The organism is Streptomyces sp. NPDC001851 (assembly GCF_040297165.1).
Lineage (GTDB): Bacteria > Actinomycetota > Actinomycetes > Streptomycetales > Streptomycetaceae > Streptomyces.
In genome coordinates, this window is sequence record NZ_JBEOYR010000004.1 from 171,892 (window position 1) to 193,501 (window position 21,610).

Below are 21,610 nucleotides of genomic sequence, written 5' to 3' on the forward strand. Positions count from 1 at the left end.
GCGTCTCCACTCGTGACCTCCTTCGACGGCCCCAACGGAACGCAGTTGTTCAATATTCCACCAACCTGAGGAGACGGCCCGCGAGTCCGTCCGGTGGGTCCGCCCGGCGGGGCCGGCCCCGAACGGCGCAACCGGAGAGGCAACCGGCGTGCGGGGGCGATGTGATGGAGGTGTCGCAGCTCCGGATCAGTGAGGCAGCACATGCGCATACGCACCTTCGCCACCGTGACTCTGCCCACCCGTGTTCCCGCCCTGGCGGATGGCACGGCCCCCGACGCCGCGGCCCGCGCATCTCGTCGCTTCTCCCCACGGCCCTGACCGGTCTGCGCTGCGCATGGCCCGCATGCTCGCAGGTCGGTCACCTCGCCGGGGATGCGGGTCGAGGGGTGGTGGCGTATGGATCTCACCTCGGTGCGGGAAGTGATCGACGCCCGACTGTCCCTGTCCTGGCGGCAGGGGGACGCCTGGCTGGCGGGCGGCACGTCCCTGTTCGCCGAGCCGCACCCCGCTCTGGCCCGGCTACGGGATCTCACGGCGCTCGGCCGGCCGGCGCTGACCGTCTCCGAGGCCGGTCTGGAGATCGCGGCCACCTGCACGATTGCGGAGCTGCTGGCGTTCGCGGACGACGTGCGGGCGCCGTGGCCGCACGGGCGGGCGCTGATGTCGCGGTGCTGTCGTGCGTTCTCGTCCTCATTCAAGATCTGGAACACGGCGACCGTCGGCGGAAATCTGTGCCGGGCACTCCCGGCCGCTCCGATGGTGTCCATGGCGGTGGCCCTGCACGGTGTGTGCCGGGTGCGGCGCCGGGACGGGAGGGAAGACCGCATCCCAGCCGCGGATCTCGTCACCGGGCACGGATCCACTCGGTTGTCTCCTGGTGAACTGCTGCGCTCGATCAGTCTGCCGGCGGCCGCGCTGTCCGGGCCCGAGCGCGATGTGCCGGCTGGGTCTCCAGCCCCAGGGCAGGTCCGCCGTGCCGGTGACGGGCACATGCCGCCCCTCGGCACATCGGCTGACGGTCACGGTGACGGCGGCGACCACGCGCCCGCTGACCGTGTGCCTGCCCGAGGGGCGGTGACCATGCCCTTCGGCGCGGACATCAACGGACGCCTGGTGCCCGAGCCACCGCGTCCGGGGCAATGCCTGCGCACCTATCTGCGCGAACGTGGCTGGTGGGGGGTGAAGAAGGGGTGTGACACCGGTGACTGCGGAGCCTGCACCGTCCACGTGGACGGTATGGCCGTACACAGCTGCCTGTATCCCGCCCATCGCATCGACGGCCGCACGGTGACCACGATCGAAGGACCGGCCGGCGACGACCGCCTCCACGGTATGGGCAGCCGTCCACACCTGACGAACACCGCACGCCCGCACCGCAACGGAAGGAACGAGAGTTGACGGCACACATCGGATACTCCGCCTGGATCACGGGCGTAGTGCAGTTCTTCGCCATCCACCGGATCGCGGAGTCCGCGTGGACACAACCGTACAGCTGGGCCCAGAACAACATCAGTGACCTGGGCAACGCCCACTGCGGCCTGCAGCCCCTGCCCGAGCCGCGGTATGTCTGTTCCCCCGAACACGGCCTGATGAACGCCTCGTTCGTCCTCCTCGGTCTGCTGCTGATCGTGGGCGCCGCGTTGACCGGCCCCCTGTGGCGCAAAGGCGCGACCGCCACCGTGGCCCGAATACTCCTGGCCGGTGTCGGCCTGGGAGCCGTACTCGCCGGGACGGCGCCGGCGGACGTCCACGGCAACCAGCACGGCTTGGGTGCCCTGCTCGTCATGGGAACCGGCAACATCGGCCTCGTACTCGCAGGAGCCGCCCTTACGGACCACATCCCCGCTCCACTGCGCTGGATCACCAGCTTCGCAGGAGTCACAGCCGTTACGGCCTTCACGCTCTTCCTGACCCGCCAGTACCTCGGGCTCGGCATGGGAGGCATGGAACGGGTGGCGGCGCTCACCGTTCTGCTATGGGCACTGGGGGCCGGGGCCCTTGGCCTTCTCCAGGCCACCTGGCAACGCCGGGCCGTCACCGCGCAGTAGGGCTCGGGCCCATCGCCGGCCGGCTCGTTGCCCGAAGCGCCTGTTCTGCGGAGAACGTCGATCTACCGCATATTGGGAAAGGTGACCTTGTTCAGGCCTTCTTCTCCGACGCCTGGCGTCAGGGGCGAGACCGGACGGACTCCCGGTCCGGACGAACCGGGCGGCCTTCGACCGGAACCCTGACACAGCCCGGCTCATACGGCTGCTTGAACAACGCCTTCAGCCCCATGTGGCCGCAGCAACGACGCCGAACGGCCCGCAGGGGGAAAGCCGACACCCTCGGAAGTGACGCGCCTGGCGGCGCAACGAAGGAGGCTGTATGCCGTTCCACGACCCGGCAGTACTCGACTGTCCCTTCGACTTCGCGCACGCGTTGGAGTACGATCCCTCGCTCGCCCTGTTGGCGCAGCGCGGTCCGGTCAACCGGATCCGATTGCCCTACGGCGAGGCCGAGGCGTGGCTGGTGACCAGCTTCGACGGAGTCCGCCAGGTGACATGCGATCCGCGGTTCAGCCGGGCGGCGATCATCGGGCGTGACTATCCGAGGATGACGCCCGAGCCCATCGTGTCGCCCGAATCGATCAACGTGACGGACCCGCCGCACGCCACCCGGCTGCGGCACGTGGCGGCCCAGGCGTTCACACGGGAGCGGGTGGCCGACATGCGGCCGGCCGTGGACCGGGTGGTGGCCGGGCTGCTCGACGCGATGGCCGAGGCGGGGCCGCCCGTGGACCTGGTGGCCCGTCTGTCCGTCCCGCTGCCCCACGTGACGATCTGCGAGCTGCTCGCCGTCCCTGAGGCCGACCGCGAGCAACTGCGTGCGTGGACCATGCGGCTGCTGGCCACCTCTCCGGACGCCCGTCAGGACGCGGCCGACGCCAAGGCCTGCCTGCGGGCGTACTTCGCCGACATGGTCCCGGCCCGGCGGAGCGCCGCGGGTGACGATGTGCTCAGCGCGATGGCCAATGCCCCCATGCCGCCGGGCGTGGAGCCCCTGAGCGACGACGAGTTGGCGGTCCTCGCCGTGACGCTCATCCTCAGCGGCAACGACACGGCGACCTGTCAGATCAGCAACATCGTCTACCAGTTGCTGACCCGGCCCGAGGAGCGGGCCGCACTGGTGCGCGACCCCGGCCGGTTCCCCGGCGCGCTGGAGGAGCTCCTGCGGTTCATCCCCTTCCGCAAGGGCGTGGGCATCCCACGGATCGCGCTGGAGGACGTGGAGGTCGAGGGGACCGCCATCCGCGCCGGCGACTACGTGCACGTGTCCTACCTGGCCGCCAACCGCGACCCGTCGGTGTACCGCGACCCGCACACGCTCGACATCGAACGGCCGGTACACCCGAACATGACGTTCGGCTGGGGAGGGCACCACTGCCTCGCCGCACCGCTCGCGCGGGCCGAGCTGGAGAGCGCGGTCACCGGCTTGCTGACCCGCTTCCCCCGCCTGCGCCTCGACATCGACCCCGGCGACCTCCGGTGGGACACCGAGACCATCCGCCGCTTCCCGCTGAGCCTGCCGGTCACCTGGTGAATCCGGGGCGGGCCGGCTACCCGGCCCGCCCCGCACCTGCCGGCGGCAAGGAGGCGCCGACGGAACGGACTTGTGCAACCGCCCTCGAACACCGCACTGTTGGGCGGGACGCGTCCACACGGTCAGGAGTCCCGGCTTGCCCTCCCACACCCCCGCTCCCACGCCCGCCCACGTCGTCGACCCCGTCGGCGGCTGCCCGCACGCCCTGAACGCCGGCCTGCGGGCCCGGGGGCCCGTCGCGGACATCGTCCTGCCCGGCGGGGTGCCCGCGGCGGTCGTCCTGGGGCACGACGCGCTCAAGGAGTTCCTCTCCCACCCCGACGTGGCCAAGGACGCCCGCCACTGCCCGGCCCTGCACGACGGGAGGATCCCCGCCGACTGGCCGCTACGGGTCTTCGCCGACGCGCAGGGCATGCACACCGCCGACGGCGCCGACCATCGCCGGCTGCGCTCCCTCGTCGGCAACGCCTTCACCGCCCGCCAGGTGGAGCGGCTGCGGCCGCGCATCGAGGAGCTGACGGCCGGCCTCCTCGACGACCTCGGCCGGGCCGCCGCCGAGGACCCGGACGGCATCGCGGACCTGCGCACCCACGTCGCGCTCCCGCTCCCGCTGAGCGTCATCTGCGAGCTGCTCGGCGTGGACCCCGAGCACCGCGCCCGGCTGCACGACCTCACCTACACGGTGGTCATCGCCACCGACACCACCCCGGCGGAGGTGCTGGCCGCCGTACGCGAGCTGGTCGAACTGCTCGGCACGGTCGCGGCCGCCCGCCGGGCCGCCCCGGGCGACGACCTGACCAGCGCCCTGACAGCCGCCCGCGACGACGGCGGCGACCGGCTCAGCGAGGCCGAACTCATCGGCACGATGCGCCTGATGCTGGTCGCCGGCCACGAGACCGCCCTCAACCTGATCAGCAATGCCGTCCGGGCACTGTGCACCCACCGCGACCAGCTGGCGCTGGTCCTGGACGGCAGGGCCACCTGGTCGGACGTGGTGGACGAGACACTGCGCTGGGACGGCCCGGTCAGCTGGTTCCCCTTCCGCTACCCCACCCGTGACCTGGCCCTCGGCGGCACCGTGATCCGGCAGGGCACGCCGGTCCTCGCCGGCTACACCGCCGCCGGGCGCGACGAGTCCTTCCACGGCCCGGACGCCGACCGCTTCGACGTCACCCGGCCCGGTGCCGCCCGGCACCTCTCCTTCGGCCAGGGCGTGCACTACTGCGTGGGCGCCCCGCTCGCCCGCCTGGAGGCCACCATCGCCCTGGAACAGCTCTTCACCCGCTACCCGGACCTCGACCTCGCCGTCCCCGACGCCGAACTGCCCCGCCAGCGCAGCTTCATCGCCAACAGCGTCGAAGCACTCCCGGTCCGCCCGGTCCGGCGCTGAGGCAGCCGCCGGCAGATACCTCAGCGAGCTCCTTGCTACTTGGGGGACAGGGCGCGCGCCCGGCGGTACGTCCCGCGGGCGAGCAAGGAGAACACGATCGTCGCGCACAGCGCGACGGCGACCACGGCCCACTCGACGGCTCCGCTGTGCGCGTCGGGGTCGATGCCGAAGGCCCGCTCGATCCAGTCGGGCCAGACCAGCGTGACGAGGAAGAGGACTCCGCTGACGCAGGCGGCGATCGCCTCCAGCCGGCCTCGCGCGCGCATGTTCGGTGTCATCGCCGTCTCCTTCCCGTCACCCTGGCACGCCCGACAGGTCGATCCGGAACATGCCGCGGCCGTGCGTGGCGCACACCAGCGTCTCGTCCATCCAGAACAGCTGGTCGACCGAGCAGTTGGTCGGCCCCTCGTTCGTCGGCGACCAGTTCTGCCCGGCGTCCTCACTGGCGAACAGCCCGATCTCCGTGCCGCAGTAGACGAAGTCCGGCCGACGCGGATGGAACGCCAGCGACCTGAGCGGGACGTCGGGCAGCTGGGCGGAGAGGTCCTGCCAGCTGCCGCCGCCGTCGTGCGTCACCCACAGGTTGTCCGGCGCGAAGCCGCCGAACGTGACGTACGCGGTGTCCGGCTTGGTCGAGTGCGCCGCGATGCACGTGCAGAACCGCTGCGGGCGCAGTGGCTTCTGCCCGGTCGCCCCGACCCTGCCCCAGGCCGGCGTCGGCGCCGTGCCGTTCACCGTGCGGAAGAGTTTGCCGTCCTCGTGTCCCACCCAGATGACGTCCGAGTCGGTGGGTGACACCGCGATCGCGCTGATCAGCGTTCCCGCACTGGGCTTGATCTGATGCCAACTGGGCCCGGAAACAGGTGTGTTGGCCGTTTTCACATCATCCGTGCGCCACAGTGACAGACCACCGGCGAGCATCCGGTCGGGGACCTCCGGGTCGAGCATGAACGGGGCGATGAACAGGGCGTTCTGGTGCATGGCGTCGGGGATCCGGAAGGGAACGGGCTTCCAGTCCATGTCCCGGGTCTCTTCGTTCAGGAACTGGCCGGTGATGTACCGGTCCCCGTTCACTTCGTCGCTGGTGCCGCCGTCGGTGTTGCGGTGGATGTTCAGGAAGACGTACTCCCGTAGAAGACATTCGAGTCGCCCGGGTCGGCCGCGCACCAGCCGCCGTCGCCGCCGAAGATCTGCCGCCAGTCCTCGGTGCCGCGGTCCGGGTCGAAGCAGATGGTGCCGTTGTCCTGCGCACCGCCGATGATGCGCCCGGTGGCGGTCTGCCCGGCTCCGCCGTAGAACTGAGTGACCCCGTAGTTGTTGTCCAGCTCCGTCCAGCCCTTCACGAACGGCGGTTTCGGCTCCAGGCCCACCTTCTTCAGATCGGCCGCCATGAACACGCCGCCGTCGTTGCCGAAGTACACCGTCCGGTTGTTGTTCTCGCCGTAGTCCGGGTGCGCGACGATCGCGTGATGGTCGGCGTGCACGGACCGCGGGTCGGACCATGTGCTGATCTCGGCCAGGGTCTCGCCGCCGTCTTCGCTGCGCCACAGGTTGACGCCGCCGAGCAGGACGAGGTTCTCGTCGTCCGGGTCGCCGGCCCACACCGCGTTGCCGTACCAGCCCTGATCGCCCAGGTAGTCGGCGATGCGGCCGTCCGGGGCCCTGGTCCCGGTGACCTCGTACGTTCGCCCGCCGTCCGTGGACCGCCAGATACGCCCGCTGGTCATCTGGACCGAGGCGTACACGACGGCGGGATCCTTGGTCGCGTAGGCGAGTTCCACCCGGCCCGACCACCGGCCGGTTCCGTGGCCGGCGATCTTCCAGGTGCGCCCGCTGTCCTGGCTCGCGAAGGCCGCGCCCGCCTCCAGGGCGCCGGCCACCGCCCGGCCGTCGTCGCCCGGGTCGAACAGCACGATGCCGAGCGGGACGTCCAGAACCTTGGTCCAGGTCTGCCGTGCCCGGTCCTCGCTGCGGAACAGCCCGTGGTCCGTCGCGACGAGGACCACCTCCCCGGTGCGGGAGACCGCGATACGGGTGACGGCCTGGAAGTCCTCCGTCTGCGTGGCCGCGATCGGCTTCCAGGTGACACCGTCGGTGGTGCGGAAGAGGCCGTTGCCGCGCAGGGCGTCCAGGTTGCTGAAGCCCTCGCCGGTACCGGCGTAGATCGTGTCCGGATCCGAGGGGTCCATGGCCAGGCTGGAGCAGGCCAGGTTGCCCAGGAAGTCGTCGACGGGCGCCCACTGCTTGCCCGCGTCCTGGCTGTGCCACACTCCGCCGCCGACACTCGCGGCCCACATCTTCTCGGGCTGCTCGGGGTGGATGACGATGCCGCGGGTGCGGCCTCCGATGTTTCCCGGGCCGAGCCACTCCCAGTGGGTGAGCGCCATGCCCGCGGTGGGGGACGGCCCCTGGGCACGCGGGCCAGGGGCCTGCCCGGTCGGCACGCCCGCGGTGAGCGGGCCGGGCGCGACGGCTCTGTTCCTGAGAACGGAACGGAGCCGGTCGATGGCCCTGCCGCGGGCGTGCACGGGGATGGCGCCGTCGTCACCGCGCTCCTGCTTCAGCCGGTACGCGCGCCGGGCGTTGGGCAGATCCGGGTAGTTGAGGCGGCGCAGAGCCCGGTGTACGGCGCCTTCGGAGAGGGTTGCGAGTGTCTCGTTCGTCGTGCCCCGGCTTCTGCGGAGCTGTTGTACCTGTTCGACGGTGATGTTCCTGCTCTGGGCCAGCTGTTCGTCGGAGAGGGCCATGACACCTTCTGGAAGTGGTGAGGCCACGCACGCCCAGGCCGCCTCGGCGGGCGAGGCGCAGAGGTATGGCGGATGGGGGGCGACCGTGTCGCCCGGGACGTCCGGCCGACGGACGTACTGCTGGCGGCCCCGTTCAGACACGAGCCCGTACTTCACCTCCATGGTCTCGCTCTCGCCTGGGGTCCGCAACGCGAGTGGTGTCCAGTGCGTGGTGGGCCGGCAGGGGGAGGAGTTGTCCGGTGAACGGGCCGGGTGTCGACTGGAAGAGGAGGGCGCGAGAGACCTGCCAGGGAGGAGCACTGATGGAAGAGTGCAGAACCCACGGGGACGTCAGGAGCGTCGAGGTCCCGGGCCGCGGATCTTCCTGGTACCAGCGGGTCAACGCACATGTTGCGCATCTCCAGGGGCAGTTGAACAAATTCGTGAGGGAGCGCGAGACCCACGGCGGGATCACCCCCGCGGACCGGGCGATCGCGCAGCAGATACAGAGTCACCTGACAGCGGCTCAAGGGGTGCTGGAACAACGTCACTTGTTCCGACAGATGTCGGGGGCCTCCGCCGATCGCGCGCTGGCCAACGCGCATGAGGCAGAGGTGGGCCTCCTTCGCATAGCGCCGGATCCCGACCTCTTCAACAAGGGGGCTGTACACCCTGTCGCACGCCCGGCTGCACCTCCAGAAGGAGGACATGCTGCTGCGGCGGCTGGAAATTGAGATACGGGAACAACACTTGCTCCGCGGTGACGAGCAAGCCCGGAACCAGTTCAGGGAGCTCAGCGCGATCACCCTGCACGCGGCCTACCAGGCGGAGGAGGCGCAACGGGCAAGAGTGCGCAGCTTCACCCAGCTCGTGCTCGTTGCCGCCCTGGCCCTCTGGATCCTGGCGGTCGCCCTCGGGCTGTGGGCGAGTCTGGCCCCGGACGTGGCCGCGCGCTTCTGTTCTCCGCCGCCCAGGGTCTGCCCGCTCGGCAGCACACCGGAGGCCGCGAGTGTCTTCTTCCTCGAATTCCTCGGCGTGTGCGGAGCGGCGGTGGCCGGTGCCGTATCTCTGAAGGACGTGCGGGGGACCGCGGGTCCCTATCACGTGGCGACCAGCCTGATAGTCCTGCGGATCCCCGTCGGCGCTCTCGTCGCCGCAACCGGCATACTGCTGGTCAGCGCCCAGTTCATCCCCGGCCTGACGAGCCTGGACACCTCCACCCGGATAGGCGCCTGGGCCTTCGCCTTCGGCATCCTGCAGGAATCCGTAACCCGCGCAGTGGACCGGCAGGGACGTACCCTGCTGGACGCCGTCAAAGGCCCCGGAAGCGTCACGGCGGACCCGGACTCCCCGGGCGGCGCTGACGAGCCCCCACCACCTCCACCACCACGGCCGGGCGGCGGGGAGGAGCCCCCACCACCGCCCCCGCCTACCTAGTGCTTCGACCGGGAAGGTTCACCGAGGCGGCCGTTGTGGCGCGGCACGATTGCTGCGCCGGAACCTGCCGAGCCTGGCGGTGCGGGTGGTCAACGTGGTCGACATGACACGGCTGCTGCCGCAGGAGGAACACCCGCACGGCATCCCGACTTCGAGTACGACGGCCTGTTCACCCCCGACAAACCGGTGATCTTCGCCTACCACGGCTACCCGTGGCTCATCCACCGGCTCGCCTACCGCCGCACCGGCCACAAGAACCTGCCGTTGCGCGGATACAGGGAGGGTCCATGGCCGACGCCCGCACCCGCCACCATGTGTGGATCCGCGAGCACGGCACCGACCTGCCCGAGGTCGCGGAGCGGAGCCGGGCAGCTGAGTGACACAGTCGGCTCAAGGAGCGGCGGGCAGGGTGTCATGAGCGGTGTGGGTGGCGGTCCGATCGCGAGGGCCGTCCCGGGACAGCCGCCGTGCTCATCGGTCGCGGGAATCGCGCTCGTCCAAGTGGGAGACGAGGACCGCCGCCTGGACCCGGCGCTGCACACCGAGTTTGGCCAGCAGCCGTGAGATGTGGTTCTTGACGGTCTTCTCCGACAGGTAGAGCCTCTTGCCGATCTCCCGGTTGGTCAGTCCGTCGCCGATCAGCGCCAGGATGTCCCGTTCCCTGGGGGAGAGACCGGCCAGCTCGGGCGGCAGCGACGGGGCCTCGGCCGGGTCCGCGCGCAGGGAACGCATGAGCCGGGCAGTCGTCGCCGGGTCCAGCATCGACTGGCCCGAGGCGACGGTGCGCACCGCCGACACCAGGTCCGAGCCCTTGATCTGCTTCAGGACGTATCCGGAGGCTCCGGCCATGATGGCGTCCAGCAGGGCCTCCTCGTCGTCGAAGGAGGTCAGCATCAGACACGCCAGCTCCGGCATCCGGTCGCGCAGCTCCCGGCAGACCGAGATGCCGTTGCCGTCGGGCAGGCGGACGTCCAGGACGGCGACGTGGGGGCGCACGGCGGGGACCCGGACGAGCGCGTGTTCGACGGTGTCCGCGTCGCCGACCACGCAGATGTCCGGTTCGGCGTCGAGGAGGTCGGCCAGGCCGCGTCGTACCACCTCGTGGTCGTCGAGCAGGAACACGCGGATCCGGTCCTGCTCGCTGAAGGTGCGCGTCTCGGTCATGGCGACCCCACATCTCCTGGACGATGACAGACTGCCGGCTGTTCCCAGAGTTCGATCATCACCCGCGGCTACCGGTCGCACCAGGGCCGATCGGCCCCAGTCACTCCGTGGCGGTATTCCCTGCGACTATCGCCACCTGCACGGCGGACGACGGCGGCGGGAACAGGTACGAGGCGATCTCGCGCCGTACCTTCTCGGCAATGTCGTCGTCGGCGCGGATCATGACGGCGGGTGACGACATGAGGTCTCCCGCCGTGAGGGCGCCGGCCTCCGCCACGTCGACCGGCTGGCGCAGCTGGGGATATCCCGCATCGGGGTCGTCCCGGGTTTCCTCCTTGGGCAGCAGGTCGGCCTCGGAGACCACGCCGACCAGGCGGTCCTCACCCTCGATCACGGGCAGGGCGCTGATCTGCCAGTCATCGGCCTCGCTGCCATCGCCACGGCCCGGCTGTGCTCGCCCGAGCGGATCACCGCCGTCGACCTGGCCCCGGCCCGGCTGGAGGCCGCCCATCGGCTCGGCGCCGACGCGGTGGCCGACATCCGCGAGGACCCCGGCCAGCTGGTCGGCGATCTGACCGGCGGGCTGGGCGCGGACGTGGTGATCGAGGCGGCCGGCGTGCCGGAGAGCTTCGAGCTGTGCACCCGGATGGTCCGCCCCGGTGGGCACGTGGCCGGCACCGGTGTCCACGGCAAGCCGGCCACGCTGCACCTCGAAGACCTGTGGATCCGGAAGAGCGTCAGGGCCCCGTCCCGGGCGCTCTGAGTGATCGCTGCGGCATCACGGTGGAGGCGGTACGAGCACGTCGGACTCGTACCGCCTCCGCTGTGCACGGTAGGAGCGGTCAGCCGGGTGTCCCCTCGGTTGCGGCCGACTCCGTCAGGCGGACACCCGAGACCATCTCGGGGCGGATGCGTACCGCTTGGTCCGTGCCCTCCGCCGGCACCCAGGGCTGCAACAGCTCCCGGACGCGGTCCAGTTCAGCGGGATCGGTCACCAGACGGGCGTAACCCGTGACGACCACACTCCAGCCGAGGTGGCTGGCGGGGTCGATGGCATCGGCCTCGTAGGCGACGACCACGCCGGTGCCGAGGGCTTCCTCGGCGTGAGACGTCAGGGCCGCGCCCTCATGGGTGCGGATCACGATGTCCCCGTGGTCCAGGACGTGGTTGACCGGGCGGACGGTGGGCAGGGCCTGCCGGGTGAAGACGATCCTTCCCAGCGACACGCTGCCCAGCAACCGCAGCGCCTCGGCGGGGTCGAGGTCGACGCGCTGGTGCGCGGGGGTCTGATCGCGGGTCATGGACTGCTTCTTCGAGGTGTGCAAGGGCTCGACCACCGGCTGGGGTCGGTTCCTGGGTGCCGGGGTGCGACGGGGGCGGAGCGACACCGCGGGGGACCGGTGCCGCTCCTGTTCTCACTGTCCTGCACGGCGAACCTGCTCTCCAGTGCCGGTCGGGCCCGAGCGAGGGGCCGGACGTCCCTCTCACCCGCTGTCACTCGCGTCCGTGCCGACCACGGCCGCCCGGCCGGCCTCAAGAGGGCCACCGGGACCCGGACGGCGAGCGGGTGGCGCAGTCCAGTCCGGTGGCGTGGAAGAAGTGGATCGACCCCGGATCGCCGCCGTGCTCGCCGCGGACGCCCGGCCGCGGATCAGGCGTGATGCCGTTTCCCGCCGAGGACGGCTAACGTGGCAGCTGACCCCGAAGGTCGGAATCACGCTGGAGGGGACATGGAGGGTCACGGCCCGGAAGCGCCCCGTGTGCGGTTGCCGCAGCTCAACCTCGACGAGCTGCTGGAGGAGCTGCAGGCCCGGATCAACGCCGCCCGGGGTACCCAGGAACGCGTGCACCGCTTGCTGGAGGCGGTCCTCTCCGTCGGCCGGGAACTGGACCTGGAGCAGGCACTGCGTTCCATCGTGGAGACGGCCGCCGTGCTGGTCGACGCCGAATACGCCGCCCTGGGCGTCATCGGTCCCGACGGCAGCTCACTGTCGGCCTTCCACACCGTCGGTATGACCGAGGAGCAGATCACCCGGATCGGCCACTACCCGGAGGGCCACGGCATCCTCGGGGAAGTGATCAGGAACCCGGAGCCGCTCCGGCTGGAGAAGATCTCCCGGCATTCGGCTTCCTACGGCTATCCGGCCCACCACCCACCGATGAACAGCTTCCTGGGCGTGCCGATCCGGGTCCGCGACCAGGTCTTCGGCAATCTGTACCTGACCGAGAAGCGCGGCGGGGTCCAGTTCGACGAGGAGGACGAGTCGGTGCTGTGCACGCTGGCCGTGGCGGCCGGCGTGGCCATCGACAACGCCCGCCTCTACGAGGAGTCCCGGCTGCGCGAGCGCTGGCTGTGGGCGAACGCCGAAATCAGCCACAGCCTGATGTCCGCCAGCGCACCGGCTGAAGCGCTCAGACTGATCGCCGAACGGGCACGTGAGATCACGGGGTCCGCTCTGGCGGTGGTGGCGAGGCCCATGGAGGGCACCGGGTCCCTCACCGTGGAGATCGCGGTGGGCATCGACGCGGATGCGCACCGCGGACTGGTGCTGCCCCTGTCCGGCACCTTGATGGGCCTTGCCTTCTCGTCCGCGGCCCCGGTCGCCAGCGACGACGTGAACCACGACGAGCGGGTCTCTCCCGAACCACCGCGCTTCCAGGGCCTGGGCCCTGCCGTGGCCGTCCCCATCGGCACCGGGTCAGGCGGCATCCGAGGCGTGGTGCTGGTGGCCCGCGACGCCGGCCGGCCGGTGTTCTCGGGCACGGAGACCGAGACGCTGCGGGGCTTCGCCGCCCAGGCCGCGATCGCCATGGAACTGGCCGAGCGCCGCAAGGACGCCGAGCGGATCGCGGTGCTGCAAGACCGTGACCGGATCGCCCGGGACCTGCATGACCTGGCCATCCAACGGCTCTTCGCCACAGGGATGACCCTGCAGAGCGCGGGCCGCTTCATCGAGCACCCGGAGGCCGCAGAACGGGTGGTGCGGGCCGTGGACGACCTGGACGAGACCATAAAGATCATCAGGTCGGCCATTTTCGGGCTGCGGGCCCGCGCGGGCGGCGCCGACGACGGGCTGCGGGCCCGGGTCGTACACGTGGTGGGCCAGCAATCCCCGGTGCTGGGTTTCGCCCCCAGCGTGCGCATGGAAGGCCTGGTCGACACCGATGTGCCGCGCGAGGTGGCCGACCACGTCGTGGCCGTACTCTCCGAGGCCCTCACCAACATCGCCCGCCACGCCCACGCCGACCGGACGCAGATCGTTCTGGCGACCGACGGCCACGACGTGAGACTGACCGTTGCGGACAACGGCGTCGGCATCCCGTCCGAGGGCCGGCGCAGCGGGTTGCGCAACATGGCCGAGAGAGCGGAACAGCTGGGGGGCCAGCTGGTCGTGTCCACACCAGAGGGCGGCGGCGCTGCGCTGGAATGGTGGGTCCCGCTGCCCGCGGCATAGCCGTCGGGGCGGGTGTCCGGAGCAGAAGCTCTCTCATCGGCCCGCCTGGGCCAGGGAGGGGCCTCTCGGCCCATGCACGGAACGAGTCCTTGGACGCAGGCCGAAGGCCGTCGGAGCACGACGGCGTTCGAGCCGCTGGAGGACGCCACGGACGTCGTGAGGACCATGCGGGAACGGCGCGTCAGTGCCCTCCCGGTGCTGGACGGCGAGGGGCACGTCGTCGGGTGGTCTCGGAGGCCGAGGCCCGCGAAGCAAGCGCGGTCACCGCCGAGGCACGCGAAGCCGTACGGGCCGAGGAGTGGGAGCAGGTCGGGCCCGCAGGGCGGAACTTCGGCGGCGGGAGGGGCTGAGCGCGGTCGCGCTGTGTGGGCCCGGCCGCTGCTCCTCGTTGTCACGGGGCTGTTCTGCCCTGGTCAGGGACCTCTGGCCCATGTGCCGTGGGGCAGCGCAGGCACACGCTTGAAGGCACGGGGGAACACCCTCCGCGACCTGACGACCTCCGTGGCGGTGAGCTCCATGGCCGTGCTGGACGAGAACGGACCGGTTCCCACCACACCCCATGCTGATCCCCGGGGAGACCCGTTTCTGCGGACGCGGTTCGCCATACCCGCCCGTCCCCCGACGTTCCTGCGCCGCGATCGACTGGTCACACACCTCGACGAGGCTCTGCTGACGCCGTTGACAGTGGTCGGCGGAGCCGCAGGAGCGGGCAAGACGATGCTGGTCGCCGACTGGGCCGCGGCGCTGGACGGACCCGTGGCCTGGCTCACCGCGCGGGTGGCCGACAAGGGCTGCGGCACCTTCTGGGCCTATCTTCTCCAGGCCCTGCGCCTGGCCGGCGTGTCACTGTCCACCGAGGTCGGCGTACCCGCCGAGGCCGGCCGCGTGGACGAGGCGCTGCTCACGCGGCTCGCCGCCGAGCTGAGCGCTCGGGACACGCCCGTGCTCCTGGTGATCGACGAGTACGACCGGGTGACCGACCCGGAGATCGCGGACCAGCTGGAATCCGTCCTTCAGCCCGCAGGCCGCGGGATGCATCTGGTTCTCGTGACGCGCACCGAGCCGCTCCTGCCGCTGTACCGTTACCGGGCGGCCGGCGCCATCACGGAGATCAGGAACGCCGAGCTCGCCTTCACCCCGCAGGAGGCGGCCGAACTGCTGACACTGCACGGCCTGCACCTCCCAGCCGACGCCGTCGGTGCGCTGGTGGAGCGCACCCGGGGCTGGGCAGCCGGCCTGCGTCTGAGCGCCCTGGCCGCACAGGGAGAGGCGGACCCGCAGACGTACCTGGGGGAGTTCGAGGCCAACCGCACCACGATCGCCGACTTCCTGCTGGCCGAGGTGCTCAAGCGGCAATCGGCCGAGACGCAGGACCTGCTGCTGCGGATCAGCATCCTCGAACGCTTCTGTCCTGACCTGGCCAACGCGCTCATCGGGCGCACCGACGCCGAAGGCATCCTGACCGGTCTTCACCGCGAGAACGCGTTCGTGGACTACCTGGGACACGGCTGGTTCAGGCTCCACCCGCTGTTCGGTGAGATCCTCCGCGCCCACCTGCGCGTGCGCGCTCCCGGGCTGGAGCCCGAACTCCACCGCCGTGCGGCGCACTGGCTGCGGCGCTTCGGGTCTCTCGACGAGACACTCTGCCACGCCGCCGCGGCGGACGACTGGGAGTGCGCCGCCGGTGCCCTGGTCGATGACCTCGCCATCGGGCAGATGTTCACAGGCCTGCGCTCGGAGGATCTGGCCGAGCTGTTCTCACGGATGGGGCCCTGGCCGAGGAACCCCGCAACCGACCTCGTCCGTGCGGCCCGTGAACTGTCCCGGTGCGACGTCGAGCGCGGCCTGCCCCGACTGGAACGGGCCGCACGAGCCCTGGCCGAACAGGACGGATCAACCGAAGACGATCCCCCCGGCCTGGCCGCCGCCCGGCTGAGCTGTTCCCTCCTGGAAGCCCTGGTCGCACGGCTGACCGGGTCGCCCGGTCGGGCGGAGATGGCCGCCGAGGCCGCCGAGAAGCCTCGGCGCCGGGTGCCGGGCCGGCTTCTGGAAGAACACCCCGAGCTGACTGCCCTTCTGCTCACCCACCTCGGATCCACTCGGTTGTGGGCGGGCCGTTTCGGCGACGCGCGAGCGACCCTGACCACCGTGGTCGACTCCGGTAAGGCCGCGTCGACGGCAGGGGCGCGGGAGGAGTGTCTGGGCCATCTGGCTCTGATGGACTACCTCAAGGGCTGGCCGGGCAGGGCCGAGCGCAGGGCCCGGGCCGCGATCGCCGTCGGGAACCGTCGCGGCCTTCCCTGCGAGACCGGGCCTGGGCTGGGATCGCTGGTCCTGGCGGCGGTGGCCGTCGACCGTGACGAACTGGACCACGCCCAGGCGCTGCTCGATGCCGCGGTGGACACACCGCATCCGCCGCTGGATCCTGTGGTCCAAGCGGCGCGGGCCGTAGTGATCGGGCGTGTCCTGCTGGCCCGCGGTGAGAGTCGGGCCGCGCTCGAAGCGGCGGATCGGGCAGTCGTCGCCGACGTGGCGTCCCCTTGGGCCGAGGCGCACACGGCGTCGGTGGCCGCCGCTGCCCACCTCGCCGAGGGCCGGCCGGAGATGGCCGTCAAGCTGCTGGAGGAGGAGCCCTGCCGCGAGCCGGTCTGTCTGGTGGGGGCCGCACAGGCGGAGCTGGCCACGGGCGGGACCGCCACCGCGGTCGAACTGCTGGACGCGATGCGGTCACACAGCGACGTCGGACCCGCGATATCCGTACGGGCCGCACTGGTCCGGGCGCAGGCGGCAGGCGAATCCGGGGACTTCGCCGCGCAGAGCAGACTCGTGGCCCAGGCGCTCCGGGAGGCCCGGCGGGAGCGGCTGCGGCGCCCCTTCCGGGAAGCCGGACCATGGCTGCGGCCGCTGCTGCGCACGGGACCGCTCCGCGCACTGGCCGATGGCTGGCTCACACCCGGGCCTCCGACCGGCGGCCCGGCGCGGCCCGGGGAGCATCCGCCGCTGCCGGTGGTGGAAGAACTGAGCGGACGCGAACGTGACGTGCTGCAAAGGCTGGCCCAGATGATGTCGACGGAGGAGATCGCCGCCGATCTGTACGTGTCGGTCAACACGGTCAAGACCCACCTCAAGAGCGCCTACCGCAAGCTCGCTGTGAACCGACGCCATGATGCGGTGTACCGGGCGCGTGAGCTCGGTCTCCTGTGACCGCTTCCTCTTCCGGGCGGCCCCGGCACGCGACGCCTGCGCCGGGGGCTGTACGGGTTCCTGCGCGAGCTCGACGGCAGGGGGTACGCCTCATCGCTCCGATCCGCAGAACACTGCCCCGGATCCTTACACAGCCGGGGCGGCGGGCATCTCCAGGCCGCGGGCCGCGACGAGGCGTGCGGTCCCGTCGGCCAGGCTGTAGCACAGGCCCACGACAGCGGCCTGCCCGGCGGCGACCCGCTCGGCCAGGAGGCGGGAGCGGTCCAGCAGCAGGTCGACGGTGTGCCTTATGTGCTCCGTGAGGATCTCGTCGGCATTCACGCGTCCGGCGGCCCTCGCCGCCAGCACGCTGGGAGTGACGCGCTCGACGACGTCCCGGATGTAGCCGGCCGGCGCCATGCCGTCCTCCAGCGCGGCGCACGCGGCGCCGACCGCGCCGCACGAGTCGTGGCCGAGGACCACGACCAGGGGGCAGTCCAGCACGTCGACGCCGTATTCGATGCTGCCGATCACTTCCGGGCCCATGACGTGGCCGGCGGTGCGCACGACGAAGAGATCGCCCAGACCGCGATCGAAGATGATCTCGGCGGCCAGGCGGGAGTCGGAGCATCCGAACAGCACGGCGAACGGGCGCTGGGACGGAGCGACCTCGGTGCGGCGGGTGGCGTCCTGGTTCGGGTGCGCCGGGGCGCCCGCGATGAACCGCTGGTTGCCGGCCAGCAGCAGCTCGAAGGCTTCATGAGGGGTTGCGGCCTGGATCTCTGTCATGGCCGCAGGGTACGGCCGGCCCAGCACAGGCACGCGGCCGGGTCCACGGTCGACGGCCTCTGCGCCTCCGTGGCCGGCACGCCCAGACGCCGGGCGATGTCCCCCTCGATCCGCCTCCTCAGTGCGCTGCGCAGTTGTCCGGCCAACACCAGCCCGCCCTGACCGCCCGGCCATGCGCAAGCCTCTTCCCACGACGCCGTCACACAACGCCCAACGACACCGCCGCGGGGCAGGCATGTACGCCACAGGAGTGGATCTGCCGGGCGACCGGTGCGTCCGGTGTGCCGGGGCGGGTGCCCTTCACAGCGGCGACTTCCAGATCCGGGGCGATGGCGGAGCTGTCCAGCCCTTGGCGCGCCTACCGGTGCTCGGGGTTTTCGTAGTCGTGACGGCAGCCGGCGTCCCAGGCGGTGCGCTGGTTGCCGTAGGCGGGGATGCCGCCCAGATCCTTCAAGGCCCGGGCCAGGTGGAGAAGGTTCCAGGTCATGAAGGTGGTGTTGCGGTTGGTGAAGTCGTTCTCCGGGCCGCCGGAGCCCGGGTCGAGGTAGGAGGGGCCGGGACCCGCCTCGCCGATCCAACCGGCGTCCGCCTGGGGCGGGATGGTGTACCCCAGGTGCTGCAGGCTGTAGAGGACGTTCATGGCGCAGTGCTTGACGCCGTCCTCGTTCCCGGTGATCAGACAGCCGCCGACCCGGCCGTAATAGGCATACTGGCCCTGCTCGTTGAGCAGGCTGGAGCAGGCGTAGAGACGCTCGATCACCTGCTTCATCACGGAACTGTTGTCGCCCAGCCAGATGGGGCCGGCCAGGACGAGGATGTCGGCCGCCATGACCTGTCGGTACAGGTCCGGCCAGGCATCCGTCTTCCAGCCGTGCTCACGCATGTCCGGCCACACGCCGGTGGCGATGTCATGGTCGACGGCCCGTACGACGTCGGCCTGTACTCCCCGGGCATCCAGGATGGCGGTGCTGCGGTCGATCAGCCCCTGGGTGTTGCTCGTCTCCGGCGAGCGTTTGAGGGTGCAGTTGATCACCAGGGCCCGCAGGTCGTCGTACCGAGCCGGCGGCGTGTCGGTGGCGGGCGACGAAGCGGTCACGCGGTCCTCCCTGAGCCCTGCCGCCGCAAGGTGTGCGGCGAGTCGTCCACATCGGGATCCAGCGTGCGGGCCGGCCCTGGCGGGCGCCACCGCAGCGCCTCCGAACGGCCTCGGCTGCCGGCGCCCCGCGGCGACCGACGAGTGCCCGGGGCGTGCGGCCCGGTGCCGTCCTCGTGGCGGCACGGTCCGGCGCTCGCGGCCCTCTGCCGGCCGTCAAGGCCCCGTTCCGTCCTCGACCTTCTGATCAACGCCTTCATGGCCGCCCTGGCGCATCGACGCGCACGAAGGCGCGGGCCGGGCGGCGGCGTCACCTCCTACGGGTGAGGTCGGAACGGGGCCGGCAGTGGAGGATCGCACGGACAGGGACTGGCACTGCCTTCAAGGGAAGGTGGGGGAGCAGCCGATGCGCTATGAGATTCGCGTCGACGGGGAAATGACGGATGTGCTGGCCAAGGCGTTCCTTGAGCTGGACCACGTGGTGATGTGCGGCCAGACGATCCTGTACGGCCCGGTTGTCGACGAGGCGCACCTGTACGGACTGCTCGCCCGGTGTCAGTCGTTGGGCCTGCGCGTGCTGGAACTGCGCCAGATGCCGGAGTGATGCGCCAGGAGCCGCCATCCAGCGGCTCCTGCTCCTGTCGTCGGGAACCAGCCCTGGCCGTGGCCGCGAGCACCCATGCCTCCCGGGCCCGCTGCCTGCCCGCCCGCGGTACCACTTCATCCCTCCGGCCCGCCGCACGGATCACCCGCCAAGGGTGACGCCGACGGCAACCGGCCGGCGGACGCTGATCCGGTGAGGTCGCCGCACGGCCCCGTCGGCCGTACGGTCGCGGGCCCTCTGATCATGTGAGGAGGGGCCATGGGTTCCGACACCGCCTCCGGACCGTCCGGCTCCGGCGGGCCCGTGGAGACCGTTCAGGCCCTGTCCGCCGAGGAACGCGCCGAGTATGACAGGCTCCGCCGGGCGGCGCAGGTACGCCACCGGCGTCTGCGGCGGGTGGCTGCCTCGGTCCTCCTGGTGCTGACGCTCGTCTTCGCACCCCTGGCCGTCGTCGCGGTCTGGGTCCACGACACGATCGCGGACACCGACCGCTATGTGCAGACCGTGGCACCGCTCGCATCCGAACCGGCCGTGCAGAGTGCCCTCGTGAACCGGCTGACCGACCGCGTGGTGACCCAGGTGGACGTCCAGGCGGTGACGGCCTCCCTGACGAAGCTGCTCGCGGACAACGGTGCGCCGCCCCGGGTCGTCGACGCGTCGAAGGCCCTCACCGGCCCTCTGCGCTCCGCCGTGCAGACGGTCGTGCACCGCGTCATCAACCGGGTGGTGGCCAGTGACGTCTTCAAGGAGGCGTGGGTGGTCGGCAACCGGCGGGCGCAGTCGTCGGTGGTGGGCATGCTCACCGGCGAGGGGCAGGGAGCGCTCAAGGCCACAGGTGACACCGTCCAGCTGGATATCGGGGTGGTCATCGACCAGGTGAAGCAGCGCCTCGCCGACGCCGGCTTCAAGAAGGCCTCCGCCATCCCGCAGGTCGACCGCTCGGTCACCTTGTTCCGCGCCGACAAGCTCGACAAGGCGCAGAACCTGATGCGGCTGCTCGACATCGTCGGCACCTGGCTGCCCGTACTGACGCTCGCCGTGGCCGCCGCGGCCGTGTGGGCCGCGCCTGGGCACCGGGTGATGCTGATGGCCGTCTCCATCGGCACCGGTGCCATGATGATCGTGCTGCTCGTGGGCCTGGCCGTGGTGCGGAGTGTCTACCTCGACTCGGTGCCCCCGGCCACGCTGCCTCACGACGCCGCCGTGGTGATCTACGACACCGTCATCCGCTTCCTGCGTGACAGCGTCCGTACGCTGCTCGTGGTCTCGGTGATCACGGCGCTCGCCGCCTACCTGTACGGGCCGGGCAGAGCGGCCCGCGCCGTGCGGTCGGTGGCGCAGCGGGGTACCACGGCGGCGGGGCACGGACTGAGCCGCATCGGTGTGCGCACCGGTCACGCCGGACAGTGGCTGGCCCGGCACCGGTCATGGACCAGCGGTGTCACCATCGCGGCCGGCGCCCTGGCCCTCGTGCTGTGGAACCACCCCACGGTCGGCGTGGTGGCACTCGTCCTCGTGCTGGTCGTCGCCGTGCTGGCACTCACGGCGGCGCTGGCCGCAGCCACGGGGCTGTCCACCGACGAGCCGCACCCGTCGGTTCCCTGACTGCCGTTCACCCCCCGCGGGTGAGGCCGGCCCGCTCCGCCCCGCGCACGCTGAGAGCAGTGCAGAAGGACTACCGGGTGCAGACCTGGGACGGGAGGAAGCAACATGAGCGAGAGCTACCTCGCCTACGACTATCCGGCGCTGAGCGTCTTCTGGTCCATGGTGGTGTTCTTCCTGTGGATCATGTGGTTCGTCCTGCTCTTCCGGGTCGTCGTCGACATCTTCCGCGACGACGCCCTGGGTGGCTGGGGCAAAGCCGGCTGGACGCTGTTCGTCGTCGTCCTGCCCTTCCTGGGCGTCTTCGTCTACCTGATCGCTCGCGGCAAGGGCATGGGCCGCCGCGAGGTCCAACAGGCCCAGGCGCAGCAGCAGGCGGTCGACGAGTACATCCGCCAGACCGCCCGGGCAGGCGCGCCCCTCACCCGCGCTGAGGAACTCTCGAAGCTCGCCGACATGCGGTCCCACGGAGATATCACCGACGACGAGTTCCGGCGAGCGAAGGAACTGGTGCTCACCGGCAGCGGCGCATCCGAACGCCCGCGATCCGTTCCCTCCGCTTCCGCGGACTGAGCACATCGCTCA

General features: G+C 71.1%; 17 protein-coding genes and 5 pseudogenes. 13 read left to right on the forward strand and 9 right to left on the reverse strand.

Features of this window, described 5'->3' with window-relative positions; all coding sequences use genetic code 11:
- Nucleotides 1-396: 396 nt before the first annotated feature.
- The 5 genes and pseudogenes from ABT171_RS07455 to ABT171_RS07475 all read left to right on the forward strand — a co-directional run.
- Nucleotides 397-897, forward strand: a pseudogene (locus ABT171_RS07455) (FAD binding domain-containing protein); the annotation flags it as partial.
- Between the two features lie 183 nt (nt 898-1,080).
- Nucleotides 1,081-1,320, forward strand: a pseudogene (locus tag ABT171_RS07460) ((2Fe-2S)-binding protein); the annotation flags it as partial.
- A gap of 74 nt (nt 1,321-1,394) precedes the next feature.
- Nucleotides 1,395-2,048, forward strand: a complete 654-nt coding sequence (locus tag ABT171_RS07465) for a DUF998 domain-containing protein (RefSeq protein ID WP_351240794.1) — start codon at nt 1,395-1,397, stop codon at nt 2,046-2,048.
- Nucleotides 2,049-2,367: 319 nt separating this feature from the next.
- Nucleotides 2,368-3,582, forward strand: a complete 1,215-nt coding sequence (locus ABT171_RS07470; RefSeq protein WP_351240796.1) for a cytochrome P450 — start codon at nt 2,368-2,370, stop codon at nt 3,580-3,582.
- 136 nt (nt 3,583-3,718) lie between these two features.
- Nucleotides 3,719-4,972 (forward strand): cytochrome P450 family protein, encoded by a 1,254-nt coding sequence (locus ABT171_RS07475; RefSeq protein ID WP_351240798.1) that lies wholly within the window; start codon nt 3,719-3,721, stop codon nt 4,970-4,972.
- Between the two features lie 35 nt (nt 4,973-5,007).
- Here the strand turns inward: ABT171_RS07475 and ABT171_RS07480 are convergent, their stop codons facing one another.
- Genes ABT171_RS07480 through ABT171_RS07490 form a run of 3 tightly spaced genes read right to left on the reverse strand, consistent with a single transcriptional unit; the run spans nt 5,008 to nt 7,719 of the window.
- A complete protein-coding gene (locus ABT171_RS07480) occupies nt 5,008-5,250 on the reverse strand; it encodes an ABC transporter permease (protein WP_351240800.1) in 243 nt (80 codons plus the stop codon).
- 16 nt (nt 5,251-5,266) lie between these two features.
- Entirely contained in the window at nt 5,267-6,139 is an 873-nt protein-coding gene (locus ABT171_RS07485; protein ID WP_351240802.1) for a WD40/YVTN/BNR-like repeat-containing protein, read from the reverse strand.
- A complete protein-coding gene (locus ABT171_RS07490; RefSeq protein WP_351240804.1) occupies nt 6,085-7,719 on the reverse strand; it encodes a beta propeller repeat protein in 1,635 nt (544 codons plus the stop codon). Before ABT171_RS07490 ends, ABT171_RS07485 begins: the two co-directional genes overlap by 55 nt.
- Before the next feature lie 687 nt (nt 7,720-8,406).
- On the opposite strand from ABT171_RS07490, the gene ABT171_RS07495 reads away from it, so the two are divergent.
- Nucleotides 8,407-9,135 carry a hypothetical protein gene (locus tag ABT171_RS07495; protein WP_351240806.1) on the forward strand — a complete coding sequence of 243 codons (729 nt, stop codon included), beginning with the start codon at nt 8,407-8,409 and terminating at the stop codon, nt 9,133-9,135.
- A 40-nt stretch (nt 9,136-9,175) separates the two neighbouring features.
- Nucleotides 9,176-9,515: pseudogene (locus ABT171_RS07500) on the forward strand (phosphoketolase family protein); the annotation flags it as partial.
- A 91-nt stretch (nt 9,516-9,606) separates the two neighbouring features.
- On the opposite strand, the gene ABT171_RS07505 reads toward ABT171_RS07500, so the two are convergent.
- Together ABT171_RS07505 and ABT171_RS07510 are read right to left on the reverse strand one after the other, a co-directional pair.
- Nucleotides 9,607-10,299 (reverse strand): response regulator, encoded by a 693-nt coding sequence (locus ABT171_RS07505; protein WP_351240808.1) that lies wholly within the window; start codon nt 10,297-10,299, stop codon nt 9,607-9,609.
- Between the two features lie 100 nt (nt 10,300-10,399).
- Nucleotides 10,400-10,810, reverse strand: coding sequence for a CBS domain-containing protein (locus ABT171_RS07510; RefSeq protein WP_503074359.1), 411 nt, complete (start codon nt 10,808-10,810; stop codon nt 10,400-10,402).
- On the opposite strand from ABT171_RS07510, the pseudogene ABT171_RS07515 reads away from it, so the two are divergent.
- Nucleotides 10,718-11,029, forward strand: a pseudogene (locus tag ABT171_RS07515) (zinc-binding dehydrogenase); the annotation flags it as partial. The gene ABT171_RS07510 and the pseudogene ABT171_RS07515 overlap by 93 nt on opposite strands.
- Before the next feature lie 112 nt (nt 11,030-11,141).
- On the opposite strand, the gene ABT171_RS07520 reads toward ABT171_RS07515, so the two are convergent.
- Both ABT171_RS07520 and ABT171_RS41855 read right to left on the reverse strand, forming a co-directional pair.
- A complete protein-coding gene (locus ABT171_RS07520; protein WP_351240810.1) occupies nt 11,142-11,600 on the reverse strand; it encodes a pyridoxamine 5'-phosphate oxidase family protein in 459 nt (152 codons plus the stop codon).
- Between the two features lie 183 nt (nt 11,601-11,783).
- Nucleotides 11,784-11,979: pseudogene (locus ABT171_RS41855) on the reverse strand (hypothetical protein); the annotation flags it as partial.
- A 50-nt stretch (nt 11,980-12,029) separates the two neighbouring features.
- Between ABT171_RS41855 and ABT171_RS07525 the strand changes: the two are divergent.
- Both ABT171_RS07525 and ABT171_RS07530 read left to right on the forward strand, forming a co-directional pair.
- The gene (locus ABT171_RS07525) at nt 12,030-13,754 is read left to right on the forward strand and encodes a sensor histidine kinase (protein ID WP_351240812.1); all 1,725 of its coding nucleotides are present in this window, start codon (nt 12,030-12,032) and stop codon (nt 13,752-13,754) included.
- Nucleotides 13,755-14,270: 516 nt separating this feature from the next.
- Complete coding sequence (locus tag ABT171_RS07530) at nt 14,271-16,958, forward strand: helix-turn-helix transcriptional regulator (protein ID WP_351240814.1); 2,688 nt, start codon at nt 14,271-14,273, stop codon at nt 16,956-16,958.
- 126 nt (nt 16,959-17,084) lie between these two features.
- Here the strand turns inward: ABT171_RS07530 and ABT171_RS07535 are convergent, their stop codons facing one another.
- Entirely contained in the window at nt 17,085-17,726 is a 642-nt protein-coding gene (locus ABT171_RS07535; protein ID WP_351240816.1) for a carbonic anhydrase, read from the reverse strand.
- 358 nt (nt 17,727-18,084) lie between these two features.
- Nucleotides 18,085-18,822, reverse strand: a complete 738-nt coding sequence (locus ABT171_RS07540; RefSeq protein WP_351240818.1) for a flavodoxin family protein — start codon at nt 18,820-18,822, stop codon at nt 18,085-18,087.
- Nucleotides 18,823-19,225: 403 nt separating this feature from the next.
- Here ABT171_RS07540 and ABT171_RS07545 point away from each other — a divergent pair, with 403 nt between their 5' ends.
- From ABT171_RS07545 to ABT171_RS07555, 3 genes are all read left to right on the forward strand, one after another.
- Entirely contained in the window at nt 19,226-19,423 is a 198-nt protein-coding gene (locus ABT171_RS07545; RefSeq protein WP_351240820.1) for a DUF8691 family protein, read from the forward strand.
- Nucleotides 19,424-19,681: 258 nt separating this feature from the next.
- Complete coding sequence (locus ABT171_RS07550) at nt 19,682-21,028, forward strand: hypothetical protein (RefSeq protein WP_351240822.1); 1,347 nt, start codon at nt 19,682-19,684, stop codon at nt 21,026-21,028.
- Between the two features lie 105 nt (nt 21,029-21,133).
- Entirely contained in the window at nt 21,134-21,598 is a 465-nt protein-coding gene (locus ABT171_RS07555) for an SHOCT domain-containing protein (protein ID WP_351240824.1), read from the forward strand.
- The last annotated feature ends 12 nt before the right edge of the window (nt 21,599-21,610 follow it).

Bases quoted from the DNA above. Each gene is read 5' to 3' on its own strand.
- ABT171_RS07470 (WP_351240796.1), top strand. From the start codon at position 2,368: ATGCCGTTCCACGACCCGGCAGTACTCGACTGTCCCTTCGACTTCGCG.
- ABT171_RS07480 (WP_351240800.1), bottom strand. From the start codon at position 5,250: ATGACACCGAACATGCGCGCGCGAGGCCGGCTGGAGGCGATCGCCGCC.
- ABT171_RS07490 (WP_351240804.1), bottom strand. From the start codon at position 7,719: ATGGCCCTCTCCGACGAACAGCTGGCCCAGAGCAGGAACATCACCGTC.
- ABT171_RS07495 (WP_351240806.1), top strand. From the start codon at position 8,407: ATGCTGCTGCGGCGGCTGGAAATTGAGATACGGGAACAACACTTGCTC.
- ABT171_RS07505 (WP_351240808.1), bottom strand. From the start codon at position 10,299: ATGACCGAGACGCGCACCTTCAGCGAGCAGGACCGGATCCGCGTGTTC.
- ABT171_RS07510 (WP_503074359.1), bottom strand. From the start codon at position 10,810: ATGGGCGGCCTCCAGCCGGGCCGGGGCCAGGTCGACGGCGGTGATCCG.
- ABT171_RS07520 (WP_351240810.1), bottom strand. From the start codon at position 11,600: ATGACCCGCGATCAGACCCCCGCGCACCAGCGCGTCGACCTCGACCCC.
- ABT171_RS07525 (WP_351240812.1), top strand. From the start codon at position 12,030: ATGGAGGGTCACGGCCCGGAAGCGCCCCGTGTGCGGTTGCCGCAGCTC.
- ABT171_RS07530 (WP_351240814.1), top strand. From the start codon at position 14,271: ATGGCCGTGCTGGACGAGAACGGACCGGTTCCCACCACACCCCATGCT.
- ABT171_RS07535 (WP_351240816.1), bottom strand. From the start codon at position 17,726: ATGACAGAGATCCAGGCCGCAACCCCTCATGAAGCCTTCGAGCTGCTG.
- ABT171_RS07545 (WP_351240820.1), top strand. From the start codon at position 19,226: ATGCGCTATGAGATTCGCGTCGACGGGGAAATGACGGATGTGCTGGCC.
- ABT171_RS07550 (WP_351240822.1), top strand. From the start codon at position 19,682: ATGGGTTCCGACACCGCCTCCGGACCGTCCGGCTCCGGCGGGCCCGTG.
- ABT171_RS07555 (WP_351240824.1), top strand. From the start codon at position 21,134: ATGAGCGAGAGCTACCTCGCCTACGACTATCCGGCGCTGAGCGTCTTC.